Genomic DNA, 20746 nt, shown 5'->3' on the forward strand with positions numbered 1-20746 from the left:
AGCGGTGTCCCTCCTGCCGTGCGTATGTCTGCTACGCGCCGCAAAAGAGGGCGGTCGGTTTGGAGCCGATCGGGCCACCGACCGGGCATCCGCTTCGTGGAACGACCCACCGATACTCGGCAGGTCCAAATACCACTGTACCCCGGATACGGCGCGCTCATCCGAAGGCTTGTATGAGTGAGGAATACATCACGGCAGATGCGGCACCGGGACACGGGGCCGGACCGCCGTTCGTACGGGTGAACGGGAGTGGCTGACCAGGGCCTTCCCCGAGCGGCCGAGCGGGCTATTGTGCCCGTCATGGGAACGCCTGACAACGCCGCGGCTGACGCGCAAAAACACACCGGGATCGCCGCCCAGAACTGGGCGCAGGCATCCGCCGACCCGCAGTACCGGGCCGCCGTCATCGATCTGCTCGGCGCGCTCGCCTACGGCGAGCTGTCCGCCTTCGAGCGCCTGGCGGAGGACGCCAAGCTCGCGCCGACGATGGACGACAAGGCCGAACTGGCCAAGATGGCCTCGGCCGAGTTCCACCACTTCGAGCGGCTGCGCGAGCGGCTCGCGCAGATCGAGGCGGAGCCGAACGAGGCGATGGAGCCGTTCGCCGCCGCCCTGGACGAGTTCCACCGCCAGACCGCGCCGTCGGACTGGCTGGAGGGCCTGGTCAAGGCCTATGTCGGCGACTCGATCGCCAGTGACTTCTACCGCGAGGTCGCGGCCCGGCTGGACTCCGACAGTCGCGGTCTGGTGTTGGCCGTGCTGGACGACACCGGGCATGCGACGTTCGCCGTGGAGAAGGTGCGCGCGGCCATCGAGGCCGAGCCACGGGTCGGCGGGCGGCTGGCGCTGTGGGCGCGCCGTCTGATGGGCGAGGCGCTCTCGCAGGCGCAGCGGGTCGTCGCGGACCGCGATGCGCTCTCCACGATGCTGGTGGGCGGTGTGGCCGACGGCTTCGATCTGGCCGAGGTGGGCCGGATGTTCTCGCGGATCACCGAGGCGCACACCAAGCGGATGGCGGCGCTGGGGCTCGCGGCCTGACGTACGACGGGCGTACCGGGCGGCTCAGGCCGTCCGGTGCCCCTTCAGCGCCGTGGCCGGCCGTCGAAGACGCCGGCGCGGCGGGCGCGCGAGGACCGACAGCAGAGCCGCCCCCACGGCGATCGCGGCCACCATCACCTGGACGGGATGGCCGGCGCCGAGGATCGAGCGGGTCAGCAGTGCGCCGAGCAGCGCCGCGACCGGGCCGGTCGCCAGCGTGAGGGCGCGTGCGGGGAACCGGTCGGGCAGCCAGCGCATGGCGGACAGGGCGATGGCGCATCCGATGAGCACGGCGCCGAGCGCTTCCCAGATCATGCTGTTCCCTCCCGTGTGACGAGACCGGTCGGACGACCAAATCGGTCGTAGGCGGTCGTACCCATGGGGCACCGGCAGCAACCCTCCCGGCGCCGGTCCCCTGCCCGATCAGCCCAGCCGGACCGACTCGAACGGCCTGATCTGCGGAAAAGCGGCGGCCGGGGCCCGGAACGGACGGGAAAGCGGTGGCGGGCCGGCGCGCGAAACCGGCAGGAAAAGGGCGGCGGCCCGGAGCGATACCTCCGGGCCGCCGCCCTTGTCACCTGAGTGCGGGCGCCGCATCCGGCGCCCCTGCTCAGAGCGCGCCGAACCCGACCTTGCGGGCGGTCGGCTCGCCGATCTCCACATAGGCCAGCCGGTCCGCCGGGACCAGGACCTTGCGACCGTGATCGTCCACCAGGCTCAGCAGCTGTGACTTGCCGCCCAGCGCGTCGGACACCGCGCTCTCGACCTCTTCGGCAGACTGCCCGCTCTCCAGAATGATCTCGCGGGGTGCGTGCTGCACGCCGATCTTGACCTCCACGGCTTATGTCCCTCCGACGGTCTGGGGGTCCCCCAGTGTCAGCTGGGGGAGGGTGCGCGGTCATCCGCGCCGTACGCAGCACACATTAGCCCGGTACGGGGACGGGCAGGACGCCATGGACCACGCCCGCAGCGAACACGGTCAGTGCGCGTCGCTGCCGTGCAGCGGAAAGCCGGCGATGCCCTTCCACGCGAGCGAGGTCAGCAGCTGCACCGCGGTTTCCCGCGGCACCTTGCTCGCCGAGGACAGCCAGTACCGCGCCACCACCTGGGAGACACCGCCCAGGCCCACGGCGAGCAGCATCGACTCGTCCCGCGACAGGCCGGTGTCCTCGGCGATCACCGCGCTTATGGCTTCGGCGCACTCCAGCGACACCTTGTCCACGCGCTCGCGGACCGCCGGCTCATTGGTGAGGTCCGACTCGAACACCAGTCGGAAGGCGCCGCCCGGGTCCTCCACGTACGCGAAGTAGGCGTCCATCGTCGCCGCGACCCGCTGCTTGTTGTCGGTCGTCGACGCCAGTGCCGAACGCACCGAGTGCAGCAGCGCCTCGCAGTGCTGGTCGAGCAGGGCGAGGTAGAGGTCCAGCTTGCCCGGGAAGTGCTGGTAGAGCACGGGCTTGCTGACGCCCGCCCGCTCGGCGATGTCGTCCATCGCGGCCGCGTGGTAGCCCTGTGCGACAAAAACCTCCTGGGCGGCGCCCAGAAGCTGATTGCGCCGGGCTCGGCGTGGCAGGCGTGTGCCCCGCGGGCGCGCCGCCTCGGTCTGCTCGATGGCGCTCACGCTGCCTCCCAGAAGTTGTTCCGTACGCGGCCCGTACAAGGTGGTGCACCGCGCCCGCCATCGTACTTTTGGGTAACCCGGCTGTGCGCGTTCGAGGCCGAGAATTTCTGGTCGGCACCCCGCCCGGAAGCCGACATAACCTCCCAGGTCATCGGTATTCGTCTTCGTTGAGCTCCACGACACGGGCCTGTTCGGCGAGATCTGCCTCGTTTGCCTCGTCCGGATCGAGATCGCCCAGCTCCTCGTCACGCTGCGGTGCGAGATCGGCGTGCTGCTCGGCGGCGTCCGCTTCCGGCGCTTCGACGTCGATGTCGGTGGCGTCGCTCTCGTCCACGAAGGTCTCCGGGTCTGTCGGGTCGACGCGCATGGTGGCTCCCTTTCCCGAGTGCTCGTTTCGTCGGCTGGTGCCTGGCATGAAAGCAGTGGCCGGGGGCGGCTGCCCTCGCCTACGAGCCTAGGAGAGTCGTCGTGGCAGCGCGATGTGGTGTGTGACCGCGGACACACGATCGGGGGTGTGATCGTCTCGTAACATCGTGCCCATGTCTTCGACCGAGTCGCCGGACACCGCGACCGCCGCCCTCCCGGTGCCACCGGCCGGCCCCGGCCGGCACGGCGGGGCGGAGACGGTACGCACCGTGACCCTGCCGGGCCTGACGCTGACCGTACGGGCACCGGACGGGCAGCCCGCGCGGCCGGACGACGGGCCGGAGGATGCCGCACAGGACGGCGCCGGACGGGACCGCGAGCCCGCGCTCTACGTCCACGGCCTCGGCGGCTCCTCGCAGAACTGGTCGGACCTGATGCCGCTGCTCGCCGACCGCGTGGACGGCGAGGCGATCGACCTGCCCGGGTTCGGGCAGTCACCGCCGCCCGAGGACGGCAACTACTCCGTCTCCGCGCAGGCCCGCGCGGTCATCCGCCACCTCGACGCGGCCGGGCGCGGCCCCGTCCACCTCATCGGCAACTCCATGGGCGGTGCCGCCTCGACCCGGGTGGCGGCGGTGCGTCCGGATCTCGTCCGCACCCTGACGCTGATCTCCCCGGCGCTTCCCGAGCTGCGGCCGCAGCTGACGGCGGTGCCCACGGCACTGCTCGCCGTCCCCGGAATCGCCGGGCTCTTCGGCCGGCTCACCCATGACTGGACGCCCGAGCGCCGCACCCGCGAGGTGCTGGCGCTCTGTTACGGCGACCCCGGCCGGGTCAGCCCGGAAGGGTTCAACGCCGCGGCCGAGGAATATGCGCGACGGCTGGAACTCCCTTATTTCTGGGAGGTGATGGAGCGTTCGGCGCGCGGCCTGGTGAACGCCTACACGCTCGGCGGACAGCATAATTTGTGGCGTCAGGCAGAGAGAGTGCTCGCCCCCACCCTTCTCGTCTACGGTGGACGCGACCGCCTGGTCTCCTTCCGGATGGCGCGGCGGGCGGCCGCGGCGTTCCGCGGTTCGCGACTGCTGACGCTGCCGGAGGCGGGGCATGTGGCGATGATGGAGTACCCGGAGACAGTGGCGCGGGCCGTCCGCGAGCTGCTCGACAGTGAAGTGACCGATGTGACCGCTGATGCGGGCAGGAGCTGACACGCCCCGTGGGACGCCATAGCCGCCGAGGCCGGCCGGAGACCGCTGCGGAGACCCCTGAGACGGCAGGTCCGCCCGTCAACGGCCCCTCGGGGGGCAGTGACCCCGGCGCCGGGCCGGGCCCGGGACGCCGCAGACGCGAGCCGTTCGAAGGCGATGCGGTGCGCGGCGGACACCCCGAACAGCGCGAGCCGGGCGGTGGCTGGGGCACGTTCCCCGGGGCACCGGATTCCCCGGTGGCGTCCGGTCCGGGCACGCCGAGGATTCCCCGGCCGCGCGCGGAGATGTTCGGCGCACCGCCGGTCGCCGCACCGGGCAGCGGGCCGGGGCCGCGGCGCGACTATGTGGACGCCTTCGATGCCGGGCCGTTCCCGGGCGGTGCGAGGGGCGCGGACGACCCCGACGACGATGTGTTCCGGGCCGGTGCGCCCCGGACGGCGGGCCCGGCGTCCGGTCCGTACGGGCCCGGCGCGGACGGTGTGCCCCCCGGCGGCCGCTTCACCGGGCGGTCGGTGGTCTTCGAGCGCGAGGAGGACGACGGGCCGGACCGGCGGGCCGAATCCGGCGCGGACGGTGGCGAGCCGGGTGACCCGGCGGACCAGGATCCGGACGGCACAGGCGCGGCGGACGAGTCGCGGCACGGCAGCAAGAAGGGCGGCATGGGCCGGACGTTCACCGGCGCGGCGGCCGCGGCGGTGACCACCGTGCTCGCCGTGGTCATCGCGGGCCAGGTCGCCGAACAGCACAAGGACGGCGGCGACCCGCAGACCCGCAGCGGCAACGACCGCACCGACGGGGACGGCGACGAGGCCTCCAGGTCGCATGCCAGGCCCACCCAGGATGCCAAGCCCGCCAGTTACGACGAGCGGATGACGCAGGTCTTCCCGCTGGATGCGCATCTGACGGCCGGCGGCCGGTTCACGCCGACCGGCGGCGACGCCAAGGCGCCCGGACACGGCAAGGTGCTGCGCTACCGCGTCGACATCGAGGAGGGGCTGCCGCTGGACGGCAAGCTGTTCGCCGAGGCGGTGCACAAGACCCTCAACGATGAGCGCAGTTGGGCACACGGCGGACAGCGGACCTTCCAGCGGGTGGGGTCCGGCGACGCCGATTTCGTGATCACGCTGGCGAGCCCGGGGACCACGGCGACGTGGTGCGCCAAGTCCGGTCTCGACACCCGCGAGGACAATGTCTCCTGTGATTCGGCGGCGACCGACCGGGTCATGATCAACGCCTACCGCTGGGCGCAGGGCGCGCAGACCTACGGCCACGACAAGATGCTCGCCTACCGCCAGATGCTGATCAATCACGAGGTCGGCCACCGCCTCGGGCACAACCACGAGGTCTGCTCCCGGCAGGGCGCGCTGGCCCCGGTGATGATGCAGCAGACGAAGTTCCTGACGACGGACGGGGCGACCTGCCGGCCCAACTCCTGGCCGTTCCCCACCCAGCGGTGACCCGACCGGGCGCCCGGCAAGGCGGGCACCCGGTGTGAGACGGGCCGATGAGCCGACCACCGCTGGACGTCACCACCCAGGCGCAGATCATCGGGCTGCCCGGCGAACTCCGCCGGGAGGCGGGCCGCTCGCTGGTTTTCATCGCCCACGATCCGGCGGTCGTACGGGCGGTCGGCGACCGGGCCGCGGTGCTGCGCTCCGGCCGGATCGTGGAGCAGGGACCGGTCGACTCCGTGTAAGACCATCCGCAAGACCCCTGCACCCAAGGGCTCCTGGCGGTGGTCCCGGTGCTCGATCCGCAGGTCGCGGCGCAGCGGCGGGCGCTACGGGCGGTGGTGTAGCGATCACATAGCGCGTCGAAACGCCTCCGGGGGCGGAAAGTTACGTGCGTTCACCCCTTCCGGTGGCGCGATGGACAACCGTCCATCGCGTCACCGGCCCTTTGCATAGCTTCTTGCCGCAGGTGGCGGCCGTGCCACCGGCCCACAGGGACGCCGATATGGGAGGACGGAGGTGCACTCGTGCGTATTGGACTGCTCACCGAAGGTGGTTATCCGTATGCGTCCGGTGAGGCGCACGCGTGGTGCGACCGGCTCGTGCGCGGGCTCACCGGCCATGACTTCGAGGTCTACGCCCTGAGCGCCGACCCCCGCCAGGAAGCGCACCTCCGGCCCGAACTGCCGCGCCACGTGCGGCTGGTACGCAGCGCTCCGCTGGGGGACGACTTCCCCGCCGGGCGCCGCCGGGCCGGCGCGCCGCGCACGGGCCGCACCCCCGGACGCCGCGCACGTCGCCGCTTCGTCGAGCGCTTCGACGATCTCGTGACGGCCTTCGCCACGGCGCCTCCGGGAGGCGAGCCTTCCAGGGCCTCCCACGGGGGCGCCCCCGCCGGGGATCCGCCGACCGTGCCGCAGGGGGCCCTCCGTTCCCCCGTGACCAGCAAGGCGGACCGTTTCGCCAGCGGTCTCTACGGGCTCGCCGACTTCGCCCGGGAGCACGGAGGGCTGCCCGCGCTGCTGCACTCCGAGGACGCCGTACGCATCCTGGAGGCCGCCTGCCACGGCCCCCACGCGCTGCCCGCCGCCCAGGGCGCACAGGTCGACGATCTGCTCGCCGCCACCGCCCGGCTCGCACGTGCGCTACGACCGCTGTCCCTGGACTGGTACGGCGACCGGCAGACTCCCGGGCTCGGCGGTGTGGACCTCTGCCATGCCACGTCGGGCGGCGCGGCCGCGCTCCCCGGACTGCTGGCCAAGCGCTTCTTCGCCACCCCGCTCCTGGTCACCGAGTACGGCGTACGGCTGCGCGAGCACTACCTCGCGCGCACCGCCTCGCCGCTGAGTGCGCCGGTGCGCGCACTGCTCGCCGCCTTTCAGGGCGCGCTGGCCGCCGAGACCTATACGCAGGCCGCGCTGATCACCCCCGGCAACACCCACGCCCGGCGCTGGCAGGAGCGCTGCGGCGCCGACCGCGCCCGGCTGCGCACGGTCTACCCGGGCATGGACGCCGCCCCCTTCGCCGCGGTCGCGGACGCGGCGGCGGACGACACCAAGACGCTGGTGTGGGTCGGCAGCGTCGAGCCCGCGAAGGACCTCGTCGCGCTGCTGCACGCCTTCACCGAGATCCGCAAGGCCGAGCCGGAGGCCACGCTGCGGATCATCGGCGGGGTCGGCCGCGATCCGCAGGCGCCCGGATATCTCGGGCACTGCCGGGCGCTGGCCGCCCAGCTCTTCCCCGACGAGGCGGCCGATGCCCGCACCGTCGGGGAGAACCCGGTCAGCTTCGAGGAGATCGGCAGCCCGGAGGTGCCGGCCCTGGAGGACGCCTATGCCTCCGGCGCCGTGGTGGTGCTCTCCAGCGTCATCGAGGGCTTTCCGCGCTCCCTGGTGGAGGCGATGTTCTGCGGCCGCGCCACGGTGTCGACCGATGCCGGCGCGGTCTGCGAAGTCATCGGCGGCACCGGCCTGGTCGTCCCGCCGCGCAACCCCCGCGCCCTCGCCGAGGCCTGCACCGCGCTGCTCGGCGACCCGGACCGCAGGGCCAGGCTGGGCGCGGCGGCCCGGGCGCGGGCGCTGGAACTGTTCACCGTCGAGCAGAATGTCGCGGCATTTCGTGGCATCTATCTGGAGTTGATCTCCCACGCCCCGGCCCGTCCGGCCGCCTGCCGCGAGCGGGACGCACGGGGCGTACCGCAGCCGTTCGCCCGCCCCGCCGAGTCCCATGTCCCCGGCCGCTGGGCCGCTACCGGCGCCGCCACCCGGGCCGCCGTGCCCGCCGGCCGCACGCCGAGCTGGGCGGTCCCCGAGGAGGAGCGGGCCGCCGCGCCGCAGGCCCCGCGCGCGGAGACCGGGGGAGCGGCCGGCGTCCGAGGGGCGAGACGGCCGGTGAGATGGGGAAGGTCCGCCGATCAGTCCGGTGTGACCGGAGTGAGGGAGAGAGGGCAGTGGTGACGGCTGTGCGGGACGTGATGTGTGCGAGGTGCCTGGTGGGCGTGGCACCGGTGACGGGCATGGCGGACGTGGCGCACGGCGGGAGCCGGGAAGGACTCCGGCGCGCCGGCCGTCCCGGCGGCCCGGCGCACGCCGGCCACACCGCTTCCGGCGGCCACACCGCTTCCGGCGGCCACACCGCTTCCGGCGGCCACACCGCCTCCGGCAGCCACACCGCTTCCGGCGGCCACACCGCTTCCGGCGGCCACACCGCTTCCGCCGGCCACACCGCTTCCAGCGGCCGCTGCCGCCCGGCCCGGCGGCGCATGCCGCACACCCGCCCCGACCGGGGCGGCCGCGCGGCGGCCCGGAGGAGAGGGGACGGGCTGTGACCACACCCGACGGTGGCGCCACCCACGCCGTACCGGCCATGGAGGACGGGTCCGCCGCCCGTACCGTGCCGCCGCCCAAGGAGGCCGCCGCCCGCCCCGCGCGCCGCGGGCCCGCCGATCCCGTACGGTCCCTGATGCACCGTCACCAGGAGCTGTGTGCACGCGCCGTGGACGCGCTGGAGATCGCGGCCGGCCTGGAGGCGCACGGTGTCACCGACCGTACGGCCGCACGCTTCCGGCACCGTGACGTCTTCTCGCTGGCCGAGGAGCTCTACGCCCGGGTGCCCCGCGCCGACCCGGAGGAGGCCCGGCCGGATGGTGACGGGCGCCCGCCCGCGCCCGACCCCGCGCGGGGCTCCCTGGGCGTGCGCGGGGTGCTGCAGCTGCTGCCCGGTGCCGTCTGCGTCGCGACGCTCGCCGCCCTCGCCTCGGTCGGCACGGCAACTCCCGCCGTACGTACCGCCGTCGCCGCCGCGGGCGGTGTGCTGCTCGCCCTCGCCGTCCGGCTGGCCGTCCGGTCCGGGCCGCTGCGCCTGCGCCACCGGGGCGCCGGAGCGTGGACCGCCGGCCTGTGGGCGTGCTGGACGGCCGGATATGCGGTGTACGGCGACTGGCTGCTCGGACAACTGCTGGCCGGTGGCCCCGATCTGCCGCATGCCGCTCCCCGGGCCGCCGTCGCCACCACCGTGGCCCTGGCCTTCGCCCTCGCCCCCGCGGCCGGCTGCGCCCGCTGGTTCGCGGCGCGCGGGCGGCGCGGCCTGGCCGCCAGCCGCGGCCTCGAAGAACTCGCCGCCCGGGTCCGGCCGTTGCTGCTCGCCACCACCCTGCTCTTCCTGGGCGCGCTGGTGGCGCTGCTCCTCGGCGCGGACGCGGCCTTCGGGGGCGACGGCACGACGGCGGTGGCCGCGGCGGCCGCGCTGGGTGTGCTGCTCTTCCTCGCCCGGCTGCTGGCCGTGCACGGCTTCCCCGGGGCGGCCGCGACCGGCCTGGCCTCGGCCGCCGCCCTGGAAGCCCTCGCCCTGTCCCTGGTGCTGATCGCCCGGCTCCCCGGTCTGCCGCCGCTCGACGTCCCGGTCGAGGCGCTCACCACCGCCGTGGGCCCGGCCGCCGTACCCGCCGTGGCCTGCACGGCCGCCGCCCTCGGCCTCCTGGTGTACGGCCTGCGGGTGCTCACCGGCGCCTGTGCGCACTGGCCGGCTCCCGCCGGCCCGGCGGAGGCGCACCGGCCGTGACCCCCCGGACGCCCCCCGGCCCCCGACTTCCCGTCCCCCCACACGGGCACCCCCACCACGCACCACCCCCGAAGCGGCACCCCGAAACGGCCGCTTCGGCCCCTTCCCCGCGGACCTCGCCCCCCACGTGGACCCCGCCCCCGGGGCGGGCACCCACTCCGCGGCCGAAGCCGACGTACTTCCCTCGATCCGCTTTAGGAGCACGACACATGAACGTCCAGCCGACCACACGCCACGCGGACCGGGGGGTCGCACGATGAGGGTGCTGCTCATCGGTGCCAACGGCTATCTGGGCCGTTATGTCGCCGACCGCCTGCTCGCCGACCCCGCCGTCCAGCTCACCGCCCTCGGACGGGGGGACGACGCCGACGTCCGCTTCGACCTGGCCACCGGCAGCCCCGGGGCGCTCACCCGTTTCTTCGACGCGGTCCACCCCGGTGTCGTCGTCAACTGCGCGGGCGCCACCCGTGGCGGTGCCCGCGAGCTGACCCGGCACAACACCGTCGCGGTCGCCACCATCTGCGAATCGCTGCGGCGCAGCAGCTGCGGCGCCCGGCTCGTCCAACTGGGCTGCGCTTCCGAGTACGGGCCCTCCCAGCCCGGCTCCTCCACCGCCGAGGACGCGGTGCCGCGCCCCGGGGGGCCGTACGGCGTCAGCAAGCTCGCCGCCACCGAACTCGTCCTGGGCTCCGGACTCGACGCCGTCGTGCTGCGGATCTTCTCGCCGGTCGGTCCCGGCACCCCGGCCGGATCGCCGCTCGGCCGGCTCGCCGAGGCGATGCGCCGCGCCATGCAGTCCGGCGACAACGAGCTCAAGCTCGGCGGGCTCGGCGTGCAGCGGGACTTCGTCGATGTCCGTGATGTCGCGCGCGCGGTGCACGCCGCCTCGCTGTCCGCCGCCCAGGGCGTCGTCAACATCGGGACCGGCCGGGCCGTACGGCTGCGCGAGGCCGCTTCCGTGCTCGCCCGGGTCGCCGGCTTCGGCGGCGCGCTCCACGAGCTCGACTCCCCGCCGGCCCGGCTGGTCATCCCCGGCCCGTCCCCCGAGCACCCGGCCGGCTCACCGCCCGCGACCTACCCGTATCCGGACGGCTGCGGCACCTGGCAGCAGGCGGATGTCCGCACCGCCCGCGACCGGCTCGGCTGGCGCCCCCGGATCGGGCTGGAGGAGTCCCTGGCCGACATCTGGATGGAGGCCGCATGTCGTATCTGACCAGTCCCACCGACACCGCCCACGCCCCGCACGGGTCGACACCGCGCGGGATCGGCGTGCCGGGCTTCGCCCATCCGCTGCTGGCCCCCACCGAATGGGCCGAACTGCTGCGCTGCTCCGGCGGGATCGTCCTGCGGCAGGACGCGGAGCACGGCGGTCCCCGGGCCCCGCTGCGGACGGGGCCGCTGCACTGGGCGGTGCTCAATGTGTCCAACGGGCCCGGTGCCCGCCCCGACCCGCACTGTCTGCCGGCCGCCGCCCGGCTGCGGGAGACCGGTGTCCGCCTGCTGGGACACCTCGACATGGGGCGCGGTACGCGCCCCTTCGGCGAGCTGCTCTCCGACGCCCACCGCTACCTGGAGTGGTACAAAGCCGACGGCTTCTGGCTGGACCGCTGTCCCACGGACCGGACGCTGCTGCCCGATACCCGGCGGCTGGCCACCACCCTGCGCGCCCTGGGCGCCGGCTATCTCGTCTTCGGACACGGCAGCCACCCCCACCCCGGCTATGCCGAGTCCGCCGACCAGCTCGTCACCTTCGCCGGCTCCTGGGCCGACTACCGCTGGTCGCAGGTGGCCGAGTGGACCGCCGACCACCCTCCGGAGAGGTTCTGCCACCTCGTCCACAGCGTGCCCCGGACGCATCTCGACGAGGCGCTGCGGATCGCCCGCTGGCAAGGCGCGGGCACCGTGTACGTCACCGACCGCCGGGCCGCCGCGGCGGCAGGTACTGCCGACGGGGCCTGGGAAGCGCTGCCCGGCTACTGGGACGACATCGTCTCGCGCATCGGAACGGGAGTCTCGGAATGAAGACGGGCGTGGCAGTGTTACGGGGAGAGCAATCTCCCCCACTCTCGGCTCCGCTCGGGCGGGGGGAACCCATCAAGACCGACCAACGGAGTCCCCGTGTCGCTGCCACCCCTGGTCGAGCCCGCTTCCGAGCTCACCGTCGATGAGGTCCGCAGGTACTCCCGCCACCTGATCATCCCTGATGTCGGGATGGACGGGCAGAAGCGGCTGAAGAACGCCAAGGTGCTGTGTGTGGGCGCCGGTGGCCTGGGCTCGCCCGCGCTGATGTACCTGGCCGCGGCCGGTGTCGGCACGCTCGGCATCGTGGAGTTCGACGAGGTCGACGAGTCGAACCTGCAGCGCCAGATCATCCACAGCCAGGCGGACATCGGCCGCTCCAAGGCCGCGTCCGCCAAGGACACGGTGCTGGGCATCAACCCGTACGTCACCGTCAACCTGCACGAAGAGCGCCTCGACTCCACGAACGTCATGGAGCTCTTCGCCGAGTACGACCTGATCGTCGACGGCACCGACAACTTCGCCACCCGCTACCTGGTCAATGACGCCTGCGTGCTGCTGAACAAGCCGTACGTCTGGGGTTCGATCTACCGCTTCGACGGCCAGGCGTCGGTGTTCTGGAGCGAGCACGGCCCCTGCTACCGCTGCCTGTACCCGGAGCCCCCGCCGCCCGGCATGGTGCCCTCCTGCGCCGAGGGCGGCGTCCTCGGTGTGCTGTGCGCCTCCATCGGCTCCATCCAGGTCAACGAGGCCATCAAGCTGCTCGCCGGCATCGGTGAGCCGCTCCTCGGCCGGCTGATGATCTACGACGCGCTGGAGATGACCTACCGTCAGGTCAAGGTCCGCAAGGACCCGGACTGCGCCATCTGCGGTGAGAACCCGACCGTCACCGAGCTCATCGACTACGAGGCCTTCTGCGGTGTCGTGTCCGAGGAGGCCCAGGAGGCGGCGGCCGGCTCGACGATCACTCCCAAGCAGCTCAAGGAGTGGATCGACGGCGACGAGAAGATCGAGATCATCGACGTCCGCGAGCCGAACGAGTTCGAGATCGTCTCGATCCCCGGCGCCCGGCTGATCCCGAAGAACGAGTTCCTGATGGGCACCGCCCTCCAGGACCTGCCGCAGGACCGGAAGATCGTCCTGCACTGCAAGACGGGCGTCCGCTCCGCCGAGGTCCTGGCCGTGCTGAAGTCCGCGGGCTTCGCCGACGCCGTGCACGTCGGCGGCGGCGTCATCGGCTGGGTCAACACCGTCGAGCCGGAGAAGCCGGTCTACTAGGTCTTCGCCGGGGCCTCCTGCGAGGCCTCCGAGCCCAGCGCAAAGGCGCCGGTCCGTGCACCACGGACCGGCGCCTTTGCGCTGTGTGCAGTGCGTACAGGCGGGCGCTCCCGGCCCGTACGGCGGCGGCTTCCGCTCAGATCTCGCCCTTGCGGGTGAGATACGTGAAGGCCAGCCAGCCCGGCAGCACCGGCAGCCAGAAGACCATCAGCCGGAACAGCAGCACCGCCGGGAAGGCCGTATCGGCGGCGAGCCCGGCGAACGTCAGCGCACCGATCAGCGCGCCCTCGACGGCACCCACACCGCCCGGCGTCGGCGCGGCCGACCCCAGCGCGTTACCGGCGAGGAAGGCGACCGCGATACTGGCGTAACTGATCGTCTCGCCGCCGCCGAACGCCCGGATCGAGGCGTCCAGGCACATCACGTTCGCCGCCGTCAGCAGCAGCATCCCGCCGATGCCGGTGACCAGCTTCCCGGGCCGCTGCAGGATGTCCAGCATCCGCGGGACCACTCCCGCGAACAGCGACCGCACCCGGGTCGAGACGAACTTCCGCAGGGCCGGCACCGCGGTGACGATCAGGACCAGCACGGCCACGGTCAGCAGCCCGGCGATGACCGTACGGGACGGCGAGATCGTCGGGGTCTGCTCCTGGGTGCCGGTCAGATAGCCGAAGATCATCAGCAGCAGCACATGGCTGCCCAGACCGAACAGCTGGGACGCCCCGACGCTCGCCACCGCCAGTCCGGGCCGGACCCCGGCGCGCTGCAGGAAGCGGGTGTTGAGCGCCACACCGCCGATCGCCGCGGGCGCCACCAGCTTCACGAAGTTGCCCGCGATCTGCGCAATGACCGTCCGGACGAACGACACCCGCTCCGTGACGAATCCCAGCAGGCTCATCGCCGCCGCGATATACGTCAGCGCCGAGAAGAACATCGCGACCAGCACCCACTCCCACCGGGCCTCGCTGACCACATCGCCCAGGTTGAAGTTGGTGAGCTGGGACAACAGCAGATACACCGCGAAGGCGCCGGCGATCCAGCTGATCAGGATGCGTGGGCTGAGCCGCTCCAGCTTGGCGGGTTCGATCACCGCCGTCGGACGGATCAGCAACACCTGCCGGCGGATCTGGGCGAGCAGATCCTCCTCGCGGGCCTCCTCCGACGCCTCGTCCAGGGCCCGCTTCTCGGCGTTCTTCTCCGCATGCCGCTCGGCCCGCATCGTCTTGCGGTCCTTGGGGCCCCCCGCCTCGCGTGCCTCCCGCGCCTCCTTGGCGGCCTGCGACGCCTCCAGCACCGCCTCGCGCTCCCGTTTGGAGCGCTCACGGGCCAGCTGGCGCAGCGTCGCGCGGGTGGTGCGGCTCAGCGCGATCGGCTGCAGCAGCGGCAGGCTGTCGGCGACCGCGTCCGGGCCTAGCACCTCGACGGCCGCGGCCACCGCGCGCTCGGCACCGACCCGCAGACCGCAGGTGGCCAGCAATTGGGCGATGTCCATCCGCAGCACGAGATCACCGGCGGCGATCTCGCCGCCGCGCAGCTCGGTCAGGACGATATTGCCGGAACGATCCATCAGCAGCGCGTCCCCGACCAGCCGCCGGTGCGCGATCCTTCGTGACTGCAGCGACTCGACCTGCCGCCAGGCGCTGTGCAGCAGCGCGTCGGTGATCTCGTCGTCGGCCAGTGAGTCGAAGGTCCGGCCGCTGATGTGCTCGTAGACCAGCATCACCGCGTCCGGGCCGAGCTCGGAGGTGGCGATCAGCTTGGGGGCATGGGCACCGGCCGCGATGGCCGCATACGCCAGCAGCGCCTCCTGCTCCAGCGCCTGGCGCAGCGACTGCAGACTGCGGCGCTGGTTGATGCCGCGCAGCGAGAGCCGGCGCCACACGCGGTAGAAGAAGCCCTGCGCCTGCTGCTCGCGGTCGACGACGGTGACATCGATCGGCGGGCCGTCCTCCAGGGTGACGAGGTAGCGGCGGCCGCGGTCGGGGTGCTCGGAGTGCTCCGTGGTGGTGGCGTCCTCCGCGCGCAGGGCGGAGACCGGGTGGAAGCCGACCCGGCGCAGCCCCGCGAGGAGGTTCTGGCCGGTGGGGCGGACGTTGGGGGAGCCGACCGCGTAGAGGGTGCCGTAGGCGACGGTCCAGCCGATCAGCACGGTCGTGATGATCGCGAACGGTGTGGTGTACCGCCCGACCAGCACCGCGAACGCGTCCAGCAGCAGTACGCACCACATCGCGACCCGCCAGCGCGGCCGCCGGGACATGCCCACCGCCGTCATATAGGCGATCACGGGTGCCAGATAGCTGTGCACCGGAGCGGAGAGCGCACCGTTTTCGAGGGGCTGGGTCAGCGCGTCCCGGATGGAGGCGGGGGCGGCCTCGGCCACCCACAGATCGGCGGCCAGCGACACCCCGTGGGCGAGGACCGCGGCCAGCACACCGTCCGCGATCCGCAGCCCGTCGCGCTTGATCAGCCGCTCGACGGCGAACGCCACCGGCACGATCAGCACCGCGACGCTGGAGGTGAGCCCCGCCAGGTTGATCAGCAGCGGCGGCGCCGCCTTCGCGCCCGTGCCGATGTCCCGGGCCAGGCCCTGGGTGGTGCCGTGGGCGAAGGTGGCGAGTCCGAGGACGAGGGCGATCCCGGCGATGCCGAGCAGCAGCCGCAGTAGATCGGCCGGGCGGTGCACCCGGGCGGGCAGCAGCGGCTCGTCGCCGGAGACCCGGTCGACGTGGAACTCGCCGTACTCGTCGGAACTCAGGTCGGAACGGTGCGAGCCCGTGTGGGGCGTGCCCGGGGGTGCGCCGGAGGCCGGCTCCTTGCGCTGGTCGCGCGCGGCCGGTCCGTCCTGCTCCTGCTCGGGCTCCTTGCTGTTCCGCTCCTCCTCGTGCCGCTCGGTTGGCTCGGGCTCCTTGGGCTCTTCCGGCCTCTCGGACGCCCCGGGTGGTTCGGCCTTCTCGATCGTGCTCGCCTTTTCGGTAGCGGAGGCCGTGCCCGGCCTCCGTTGGTGCTTCCCCTGTGGTGACGCCTGGCTCCGCTGCGGCCGCTCGGTCGGCGCGGCCGGTCCGGGTGCGGTGCCGACGGCGTCGACGACCAGCGCTTCAGGGGTGCCCGCCTCCCGTGGAGGCACCGCACCCTGCTGCTCGGCCGTCTCTTCTTGATCTCGTATCACCAGTCACCGTCCGGAAGATGGTGGCACGGACGACCGGTGGAGGGGGGCATCAGGGTGCATTTCGGGGGTGCGGGAAGCGGAACGCCCCTCCCGCACCGGGGCTGACGGCGCCCTGCCGCCGACCTCCCGGGGGTGCGGGACCGTGTGTCCGGTCCCATTGTCGGTGCCGTGCGGCAGGATGGACCGAATGAGTGGGACCGGAGATACGGCGGCGGGTGAACTCCCCGCATACCCGGAGTACGCGGAGCGGGTCCTGGCCGTTGCCGAGCTGATCCCGGCGGGCCGGGTGATGACGTACGGCGATGTCGCGGAGTGGCTCCAGGACGAGGGGCAGCCCGAAGGGCTTCCGGCGAAGGGCGGTGACGGGCGACGGGTGGGCGGTCCGCGGCAGGTGGGGCGGGTGATGGCGCTCTACGGCGCCGCGGTGCCCTGGTGGCGGGTGGTGCGCGCGGACGGCCGGCTGCTGCCCGGCAGCGAACTGCGCGCGCTGGCGCACTACCGGGACGAGGACACACCCCTGCGTACGGCCTCGCGGGAGGCCGAGGACCACATACCGCGGCTCGATATGCGGCGGGCCCGCTGGGACGGGCACCAGGACGGCGGCGCCCCGTAGCCCCCTCGGTCTCGCGCGGCGGGCCGGGGGACGCGCTGCGGCTCGGGCGCCACCTGGCGTAGCGTCGGGCACTGCCGTCACGAGGACGGCCCCGCCGCGCACCGCGCAGCCGGGCCACCGGCCCGGCCGGCGGCCCGCAGCGCCGCGCACCACCTACGCACCACGACGAGCACCTCCTCAGGACCGGCGATCCACGTGAGTTCCTCCTTCTCGGCCATCCCGTCGACGCAGCCCCACCGGGCGGCGCCGCGGGGTGCCGCAGGCGCGTACCGACTGGTGCGTACCCCGCCGGGGCGGGTGGCTCCTCCTGTCTTGGACGCAGCCCAGCGCGCCGTGGTTGACCACCGGCACGGGCCGCTGCTGGTGCTGGCCGGGCCGGGCACCGGAAAGACCACGACGCTGGTGGAGTCGGTGGCCCGCCGGGTGCGGGCCGGCGGCGACCCCGAGCGGATCCTCGTCCTCACCTTCAGCCGCAAGGCCGCCGTCGAACTCCGCGACCGGCTCGCGGCCCGGCTGGCGGATCTGGAGGGACAGCCCGGCACGGGGGGCGGCGGGCCACGGGCGGGCATCCCCCAGGCGACGACCTTCCACTCCTTCTGCTACGCCCTGGTCCGCGCCCATCAGGACGCCGACCTCTTCGCCGACCCGGTGCGGCTGCTGTCCGGACCCGAGCAGGACCTCGTCGTCCGTGAACTCCTCGAAGGACAGGCGGAGCTGGCCGGGGCCGGCCGCGCCCGGGTGAGCTGGCCGGACGAGCTGCGGGCCTGTCTGACCACCCGAGGCTTCGCCGACGAGGTCCGTGCGGTGCTCGCCCGCAGCCGCGAACTGGGCCTGGGCCCGGACGCCCTCGGCGCCTTCGCCCGGCGCACCGGACGCCCCGACTGGAGCGCCGCGGCCGGCTTCCTCGCCGAGTACCTCGACGTCCTGGACGGCCAGGGCGTACTGGACTACGCCGAGCTGGTGCACCGCGCGGTGCTGCTCGCCGAACGCACCGACGTCGCGGCGCAGCTGGCCGCCGCCTATGACGCGGTCTATGTCGACGAGTACCAGGACACCGACGTCGCCCAGGTACGGCTGCTGAGCGCGCTCGCGGGCAACCAGGGAGCGGCGGGCCGACCGGGCTCCCCGGGACGCACGCTCGTCGCCTTCGGCGACCCCGATCAGTCGATCTACGCCTTCCGCGGTGCCGACGTCAACGGCATCCTCGACTTCCCCGAGACCTTCCGCCGCGGAGACGGAACTCCCGCCCCGGTGGCCGTCCTCGGCACCTCCCGGCGCTCCGGCACCACCCTGCTCGCGGCCACCCGGCTGCTCACCCGCCGGATGCCGCTCACCCGCCTCCCGGCCCGGAAGGTACGGGCCCACCGCGAGCCCGCGCCCGTACGGGACGGCGGCCGCGTCGAGGTGTATACGTACCCGACGCCCGGTGCCGAACTCGACAACATCGCCGACATCCTGCGCCGCGCCCATCTGGAAGACGGCGTGCCCTGGGGCGAGATGGCCGTCCTCGTCCGCGCCGGGGGACGCTCGCTCCCCCCGGTACGCCGCGCGCTCACCTCCGCCGGGGTGCCGCTCGACATCGACGGCGACGATCTGCCGCTGCGCCACGAACCCGCGGTCGCCCCCCTGCTGACCGCGCTGCGGGCGGCGGCACGGGCCGCACTGGCGCAGGATCCTGCGGTGGAGGGTCCCGGTGGCGGCCGGTCCGGTGAGGGGGACTCCGGTGAGGCCGGTCCCGATGACAGACGGTCCGGTGAGACGGAATCCGATGACGCCGGCCCCGGTGACGACCGGTCCGGTGAGCTGGACTCCGATGACGCTTCATCCGGTGGGACGGAATCCGTCGAGGCCGCCCCCGGTGACGCCCCGTCCGGTCGCACCCCCTCCGGTGAGGCCGCCCCCGATGACACCGCCCGCCACCGGCTCGACGCCGAAACCGCTCTGGACCTGCTGACCTCCCCCCTGGGCGGAATGGACTCCGCCGATCTGCGGCGGCTGGGCCGCGCCCTGCGTGAGGAGGAACGGGCCGCCGGGCAGGCACTGCCGCGGCCCTCCGACGAGCTGATCGCCCAGGCGCTCGCCGAACCGCAGCGCCTGGTGTCCCACGACCCCGCCTATGCGCGCGGCGCCCAGCGGCTCGGGCTGCTGCTGCGCAAGGCCCAGGAGCTGCTGGCCGGCGGCGGCACCGCGGAGCAGGCGCTGTGGGAGCTGTGGGACGGCACCCCCTGGCCGCAGCGTCTGGAGCGGTCCGCCCACCGCGGCGGTGCCGCCGGGCGCAACGCCGACCGGGACCTGGACGCCGTCGTCGCACTGTTCGAGACCGCGGCCCGCGCCGAGGAACGCACCGGTGGCCGCGGCGCGCTCAACTTCCTGGAGGAACTCGACGCCCAGGACATCGCCGCCGACACCCTCACCCGGCGCACGGTGCGCCCCGACGCCGTACGGCTGATGACCGCGCACCGCGCCAAGGGCCTGGAATGGCGGCTCGTCGTCATCGCCGGAGTGCAGGAGGGCCTCTGGCCCGACCTGCGCCGGCGCGGCTCGCTCCTGGAAGCCGACCGGATCGGCCGCGACGGCCTGGCCGAGCCGCTCACCCCGGGCGCGCTGCTCGCCGAGGAACGCCGGCTGTTCTACGTCGCGGCCACCCGGGCCCGCGAACGCCTGGTCGTCACCGCCGTGAAGACCGCGGCCGACGACGGCGACCAGCCCTCCCGTTTCCTGACCGAGCTGGGCGTCGCCCCTCAGGACGTCACCGGCCGGCCGCGCCGCCCCCTCTCGGTGGCCGCGCTCGTCGCCGAGCTGCGCGCCACCACCGTCGACCCGGCCGCCACCCCGGCGCTGCGCGAGGCCGCCGCCCAGCGGCTCGCGAAACTGGCGGCCCTGCACGACGACGACCACCACCCGCTGGTACCGGCCGCCCACCCGGACAACTGGTGGGGCCTGCACGAACCCACCCACAGCACCGTCCCGCTGCGCGACCGCGACCGCCCCGTCGTCCTCTCCGGCAGCGCCCTCTACCAGCTCGCCCACACCTGCTCCCTCCAGTGGTTCCTGGGCCGCGAGGTCAAGGCGGACGCTCCGGCCACCGCCGCCCAGGGCTTCGGCAACGTGGTGCATGTGCTCGCCGACGAGGTCGCCTCCGGCCGCACACCTGCCGATCTGAGTGTCCTGATGGAGCGTCTGGACTCCGTATGGGACGCCCTCGCCTTCGACGCCCCCTGGAAGTCACGCCAGGAAAAGGACACCGCGCGCGCTGCCCTGGAGCGCTTCCTGCGCTGGCACGTCATGGAACGCGAGACCCGCGGCCGGGACACCGTCGCCACCGAGCACGGCTTCGACCTCACCCTCCGGGCCGGCGCCTACGAGGTCCGTATCCGCGGCAGCATGGACCACGTCTCCCGGGACGCGCAGGGCCGGGCGTACGTCGTCGACTTCAAGACCGGCAAACAGAAACCGACCGGACCCGAGGTCGCCCGCCACCCCCAGCTCGCCGTCTACCAGCTCGCGGTGCGCGAGGGTGCGGTCGACGACGCCTTCGACGGCCGCACACCGGAGCCGGGCGGCGCCGAACTGGTGCATCTGCGGCTGGGCGCCGCCCAGAAGGAAGGCGGCGACGCGCTGCCCGCCGTACAGGGCCAGCAGCCGCTGGAGGGGGAGTGGGTCGGCGAACTGCTCGCCTCCGCCGCGGGCCGTGTACTGGAGGAGCGGTTCACGCCGACGACCGGCACGCACTGCACACACTGCGCGTTCCGGGCGTCGTGCAGCGCACAGCCGGAGGGGCGGCACGTCGTGGAGTGAGCGGCGCCGGTCGTGGGTGAGCGGGCGCAGGAGAGCCACGGGCCGTCGGCTCTGCTGCCGTTCCTGCCCCTGTGACCTGCGCGGATGCCGGGGACGACGGCGGTTGTCAGTGGCGCCCGTTACGGTTTT

The 20746-nt window shown here is 73.5% G+C and carries 17 protein-coding genes; 12 read left to right on the forward strand and 5 right to left on the reverse strand.

Features of this window, described 5'->3' with window-relative positions; all coding sequences use genetic code 11:
• Positions 1 to 300: 300 nt before the first annotated feature.
• Positions 301 to 1038, forward strand: a complete 738-nt coding sequence (locus ACWGI6_RS11730) for a ferritin-like fold-containing protein (RefSeq protein WP_393906901.1) — start codon at positions 301 to 303, stop codon at positions 1036 to 1038.
• Positions 1039 to 1062: 24 nt separating this feature from the next.
• Here the strand turns inward: ACWGI6_RS11730 and ACWGI6_RS11735 are convergent, their stop codons facing one another.
• The 4 genes from ACWGI6_RS11735 to ACWGI6_RS11750 form a co-directional block, all read right to left on the reverse strand.
• Positions 1063 to 1353 (reverse strand): hypothetical protein, encoded by a 291-nt coding sequence (locus ACWGI6_RS11735; protein ID WP_453267335.1) that lies wholly within the window; start codon positions 1351 to 1353, stop codon positions 1063 to 1065.
• 295 nt (positions 1354 to 1648) lie between these two features.
• Positions 1649 to 1876 carry a DUF3107 domain-containing protein gene (locus ACWGI6_RS11740; RefSeq protein WP_018089430.1) on the reverse strand — a complete coding sequence of 76 codons (228 nt, stop codon included), beginning with the start codon at positions 1874 to 1876 and terminating at the stop codon, positions 1649 to 1651.
• A gap of 141 nt (positions 1877 to 2017) precedes the next feature.
• On the reverse strand, positions 2018 to 2659 hold the full coding sequence (locus ACWGI6_RS11745) for a TetR/AcrR family transcriptional regulator (protein ID WP_453267336.1): 642 nt from the start codon (positions 2657 to 2659) through the stop codon (positions 2018 to 2020).
• 148 nt (positions 2660 to 2807) lie between these two features.
• Complete coding sequence (locus ACWGI6_RS11750) at positions 2808 to 3026, reverse strand: hypothetical protein (RefSeq protein WP_453267337.1); 219 nt, start codon at positions 3024 to 3026, stop codon at positions 2808 to 2810.
• Between the two features lie 172 nt (positions 3027 to 3198).
• On the opposite strand from ACWGI6_RS11750, the gene ACWGI6_RS11755 reads away from it, so the two are divergent.
• The 9 genes from ACWGI6_RS11755 (at position 3199) to moeZ (ending at position 13040) form a co-directional block, all read left to right on the forward strand.
• Positions 3199 to 4233: an alpha/beta fold hydrolase gene (locus ACWGI6_RS11755; RefSeq protein ID WP_453267338.1), complete on the forward strand. Its 1035-nt coding sequence runs from the start codon at positions 3199 to 3201 to the stop codon at positions 4231 to 4233.
• A gap of 161 nt (positions 4234 to 4394) precedes the next feature.
• Positions 4395 to 5690: a DUF3152 domain-containing protein gene (locus tag ACWGI6_RS11760; protein ID WP_453267339.1), complete on the forward strand. Its 1296-nt coding sequence runs from the start codon at positions 4395 to 4397 to the stop codon at positions 5688 to 5690.
• A 47-nt stretch (positions 5691 to 5737) separates the two neighbouring features.
• A complete protein-coding gene (locus tag ACWGI6_RS11765; protein WP_453267340.1) occupies positions 5738 to 5929 on the forward strand; it encodes a hypothetical protein in 192 nt (63 codons plus the stop codon).
• A 282-nt stretch (positions 5930 to 6211) separates the two neighbouring features.
• Positions 6212 to 8140, forward strand: a complete 1929-nt coding sequence (locus ACWGI6_RS11770) for a DUF3492 domain-containing protein (RefSeq protein WP_453267341.1) — start codon at positions 6212 to 6214, stop codon at positions 8138 to 8140.
• Positions 8141 to 8181: 41 nt separating this feature from the next.
• Entirely contained in the window at positions 8182 to 8511 is a 330-nt protein-coding gene (locus ACWGI6_RS11775; RefSeq protein ID WP_453267342.1) for a hypothetical protein, read from the forward strand.
• Complete coding sequence (locus ACWGI6_RS11780; protein ID WP_453267343.1) at positions 8508 to 9743, forward strand: hypothetical protein; 1236 nt, start codon at positions 8508 to 8510, stop codon at positions 9741 to 9743. Before ACWGI6_RS11775 ends, ACWGI6_RS11780 begins: the two co-directional genes overlap by 4 nt.
• A 256-nt stretch (positions 9744 to 9999) precedes the next feature.
• On the forward strand, positions 10000 to 10956 hold the full coding sequence (locus tag ACWGI6_RS11785; protein ID WP_453267344.1) for an NAD-dependent epimerase/dehydratase family protein: 957 nt from the start codon (positions 10000 to 10002) through the stop codon (positions 10954 to 10956).
• Positions 10944 to 11765: a spherulation-specific family 4 protein gene (locus tag ACWGI6_RS11790; protein ID WP_453267345.1), complete on the forward strand. Its 822-nt coding sequence runs from the start codon at positions 10944 to 10946 to the stop codon at positions 11763 to 11765. Before ACWGI6_RS11785 ends, ACWGI6_RS11790 begins: the two co-directional genes overlap by 13 nt.
• A gap of 96 nt (positions 11766 to 11861) precedes the next feature.
• A complete protein-coding gene (moeZ, locus tag ACWGI6_RS11795) occupies positions 11862 to 13040 on the forward strand; it encodes an adenylyltransferase/sulfurtransferase MoeZ (protein ID WP_453267346.1) in 1179 nt (392 codons plus the stop codon).
• Positions 13041 to 13176: 136 nt separating this feature from the next.
• Here the strand turns inward: moeZ and ACWGI6_RS11800 are convergent, their stop codons facing one another.
• Positions 13177 to 16206, reverse strand: a complete 3030-nt coding sequence (locus ACWGI6_RS11800; protein ID WP_453267347.1) for a lysylphosphatidylglycerol synthase domain-containing protein — start codon at positions 16204 to 16206, stop codon at positions 13177 to 13179.
• Between the two features lie 187 nt (positions 16207 to 16393).
• On the opposite strand from ACWGI6_RS11800, the gene ACWGI6_RS11805 reads away from it, so the two are divergent.
• Both ACWGI6_RS11805 and ACWGI6_RS11810 read left to right on the forward strand, forming a co-directional pair.
• A complete protein-coding gene (locus ACWGI6_RS11805) occupies positions 16394 to 16819 on the forward strand; it encodes an MGMT family protein (RefSeq protein WP_453267348.1) in 426 nt (141 codons plus the stop codon).
• A 216-nt stretch (positions 16820 to 17035) separates the two neighbouring features.
• On the forward strand, positions 17036 to 20617 hold the full coding sequence (locus ACWGI6_RS11810; RefSeq protein ID WP_453267418.1) for an ATP-dependent helicase: 3582 nt from the start codon (positions 17036 to 17038) through the stop codon (positions 20615 to 20617).
• Positions 20618 to 20746: the final 129 nt, after the last annotated feature.

Source organism: Streptomyces sp. NPDC054786, from assembly GCF_053611685.1.

What these genes read in the sequence shown, in the direction of transcription:
- ACWGI6_RS11730 (WP_393906901.1), top strand. Translation starts at nt 301, where the DNA reads ATGGGAACGCCTGACAACGCCGCGGCTGACGCGCAAAAACACACCGGG.
- ACWGI6_RS11735 (WP_453267335.1), bottom strand. Translation starts at nt 1,353, where the DNA reads ATGATCTGGGAAGCGCTCGGCGCCGTGCTCATCGGATGCGCCATCGCC.
- ACWGI6_RS11750 (WP_453267337.1), bottom strand. Translation starts at nt 3,026, where the DNA reads ATGCGCGTCGACCCGACAGACCCGGAGACCTTCGTGGACGAGAGCGAC.
- ACWGI6_RS11755 (WP_453267338.1), top strand. Translation starts at nt 3,199, where the DNA reads ATGTCTTCGACCGAGTCGCCGGACACCGCGACCGCCGCCCTCCCGGTG.
- ACWGI6_RS11765 (WP_453267340.1), top strand. Translation starts at nt 5,738, where the DNA reads ATGAGCCGACCACCGCTGGACGTCACCACCCAGGCGCAGATCATCGGG.
- ACWGI6_RS11785 (WP_453267344.1), top strand. Translation starts at nt 10,000, where the DNA reads ATGAGGGTGCTGCTCATCGGTGCCAACGGCTATCTGGGCCGTTATGTC.
- ACWGI6_RS11790 (WP_453267345.1), top strand. Translation starts at nt 10,944, where the DNA reads ATGTCGTATCTGACCAGTCCCACCGACACCGCCCACGCCCCGCACGGG.
- ACWGI6_RS11805 (WP_453267348.1), top strand. Translation starts at nt 16,394, where the DNA reads ATGAGTGGGACCGGAGATACGGCGGCGGGTGAACTCCCCGCATACCCG.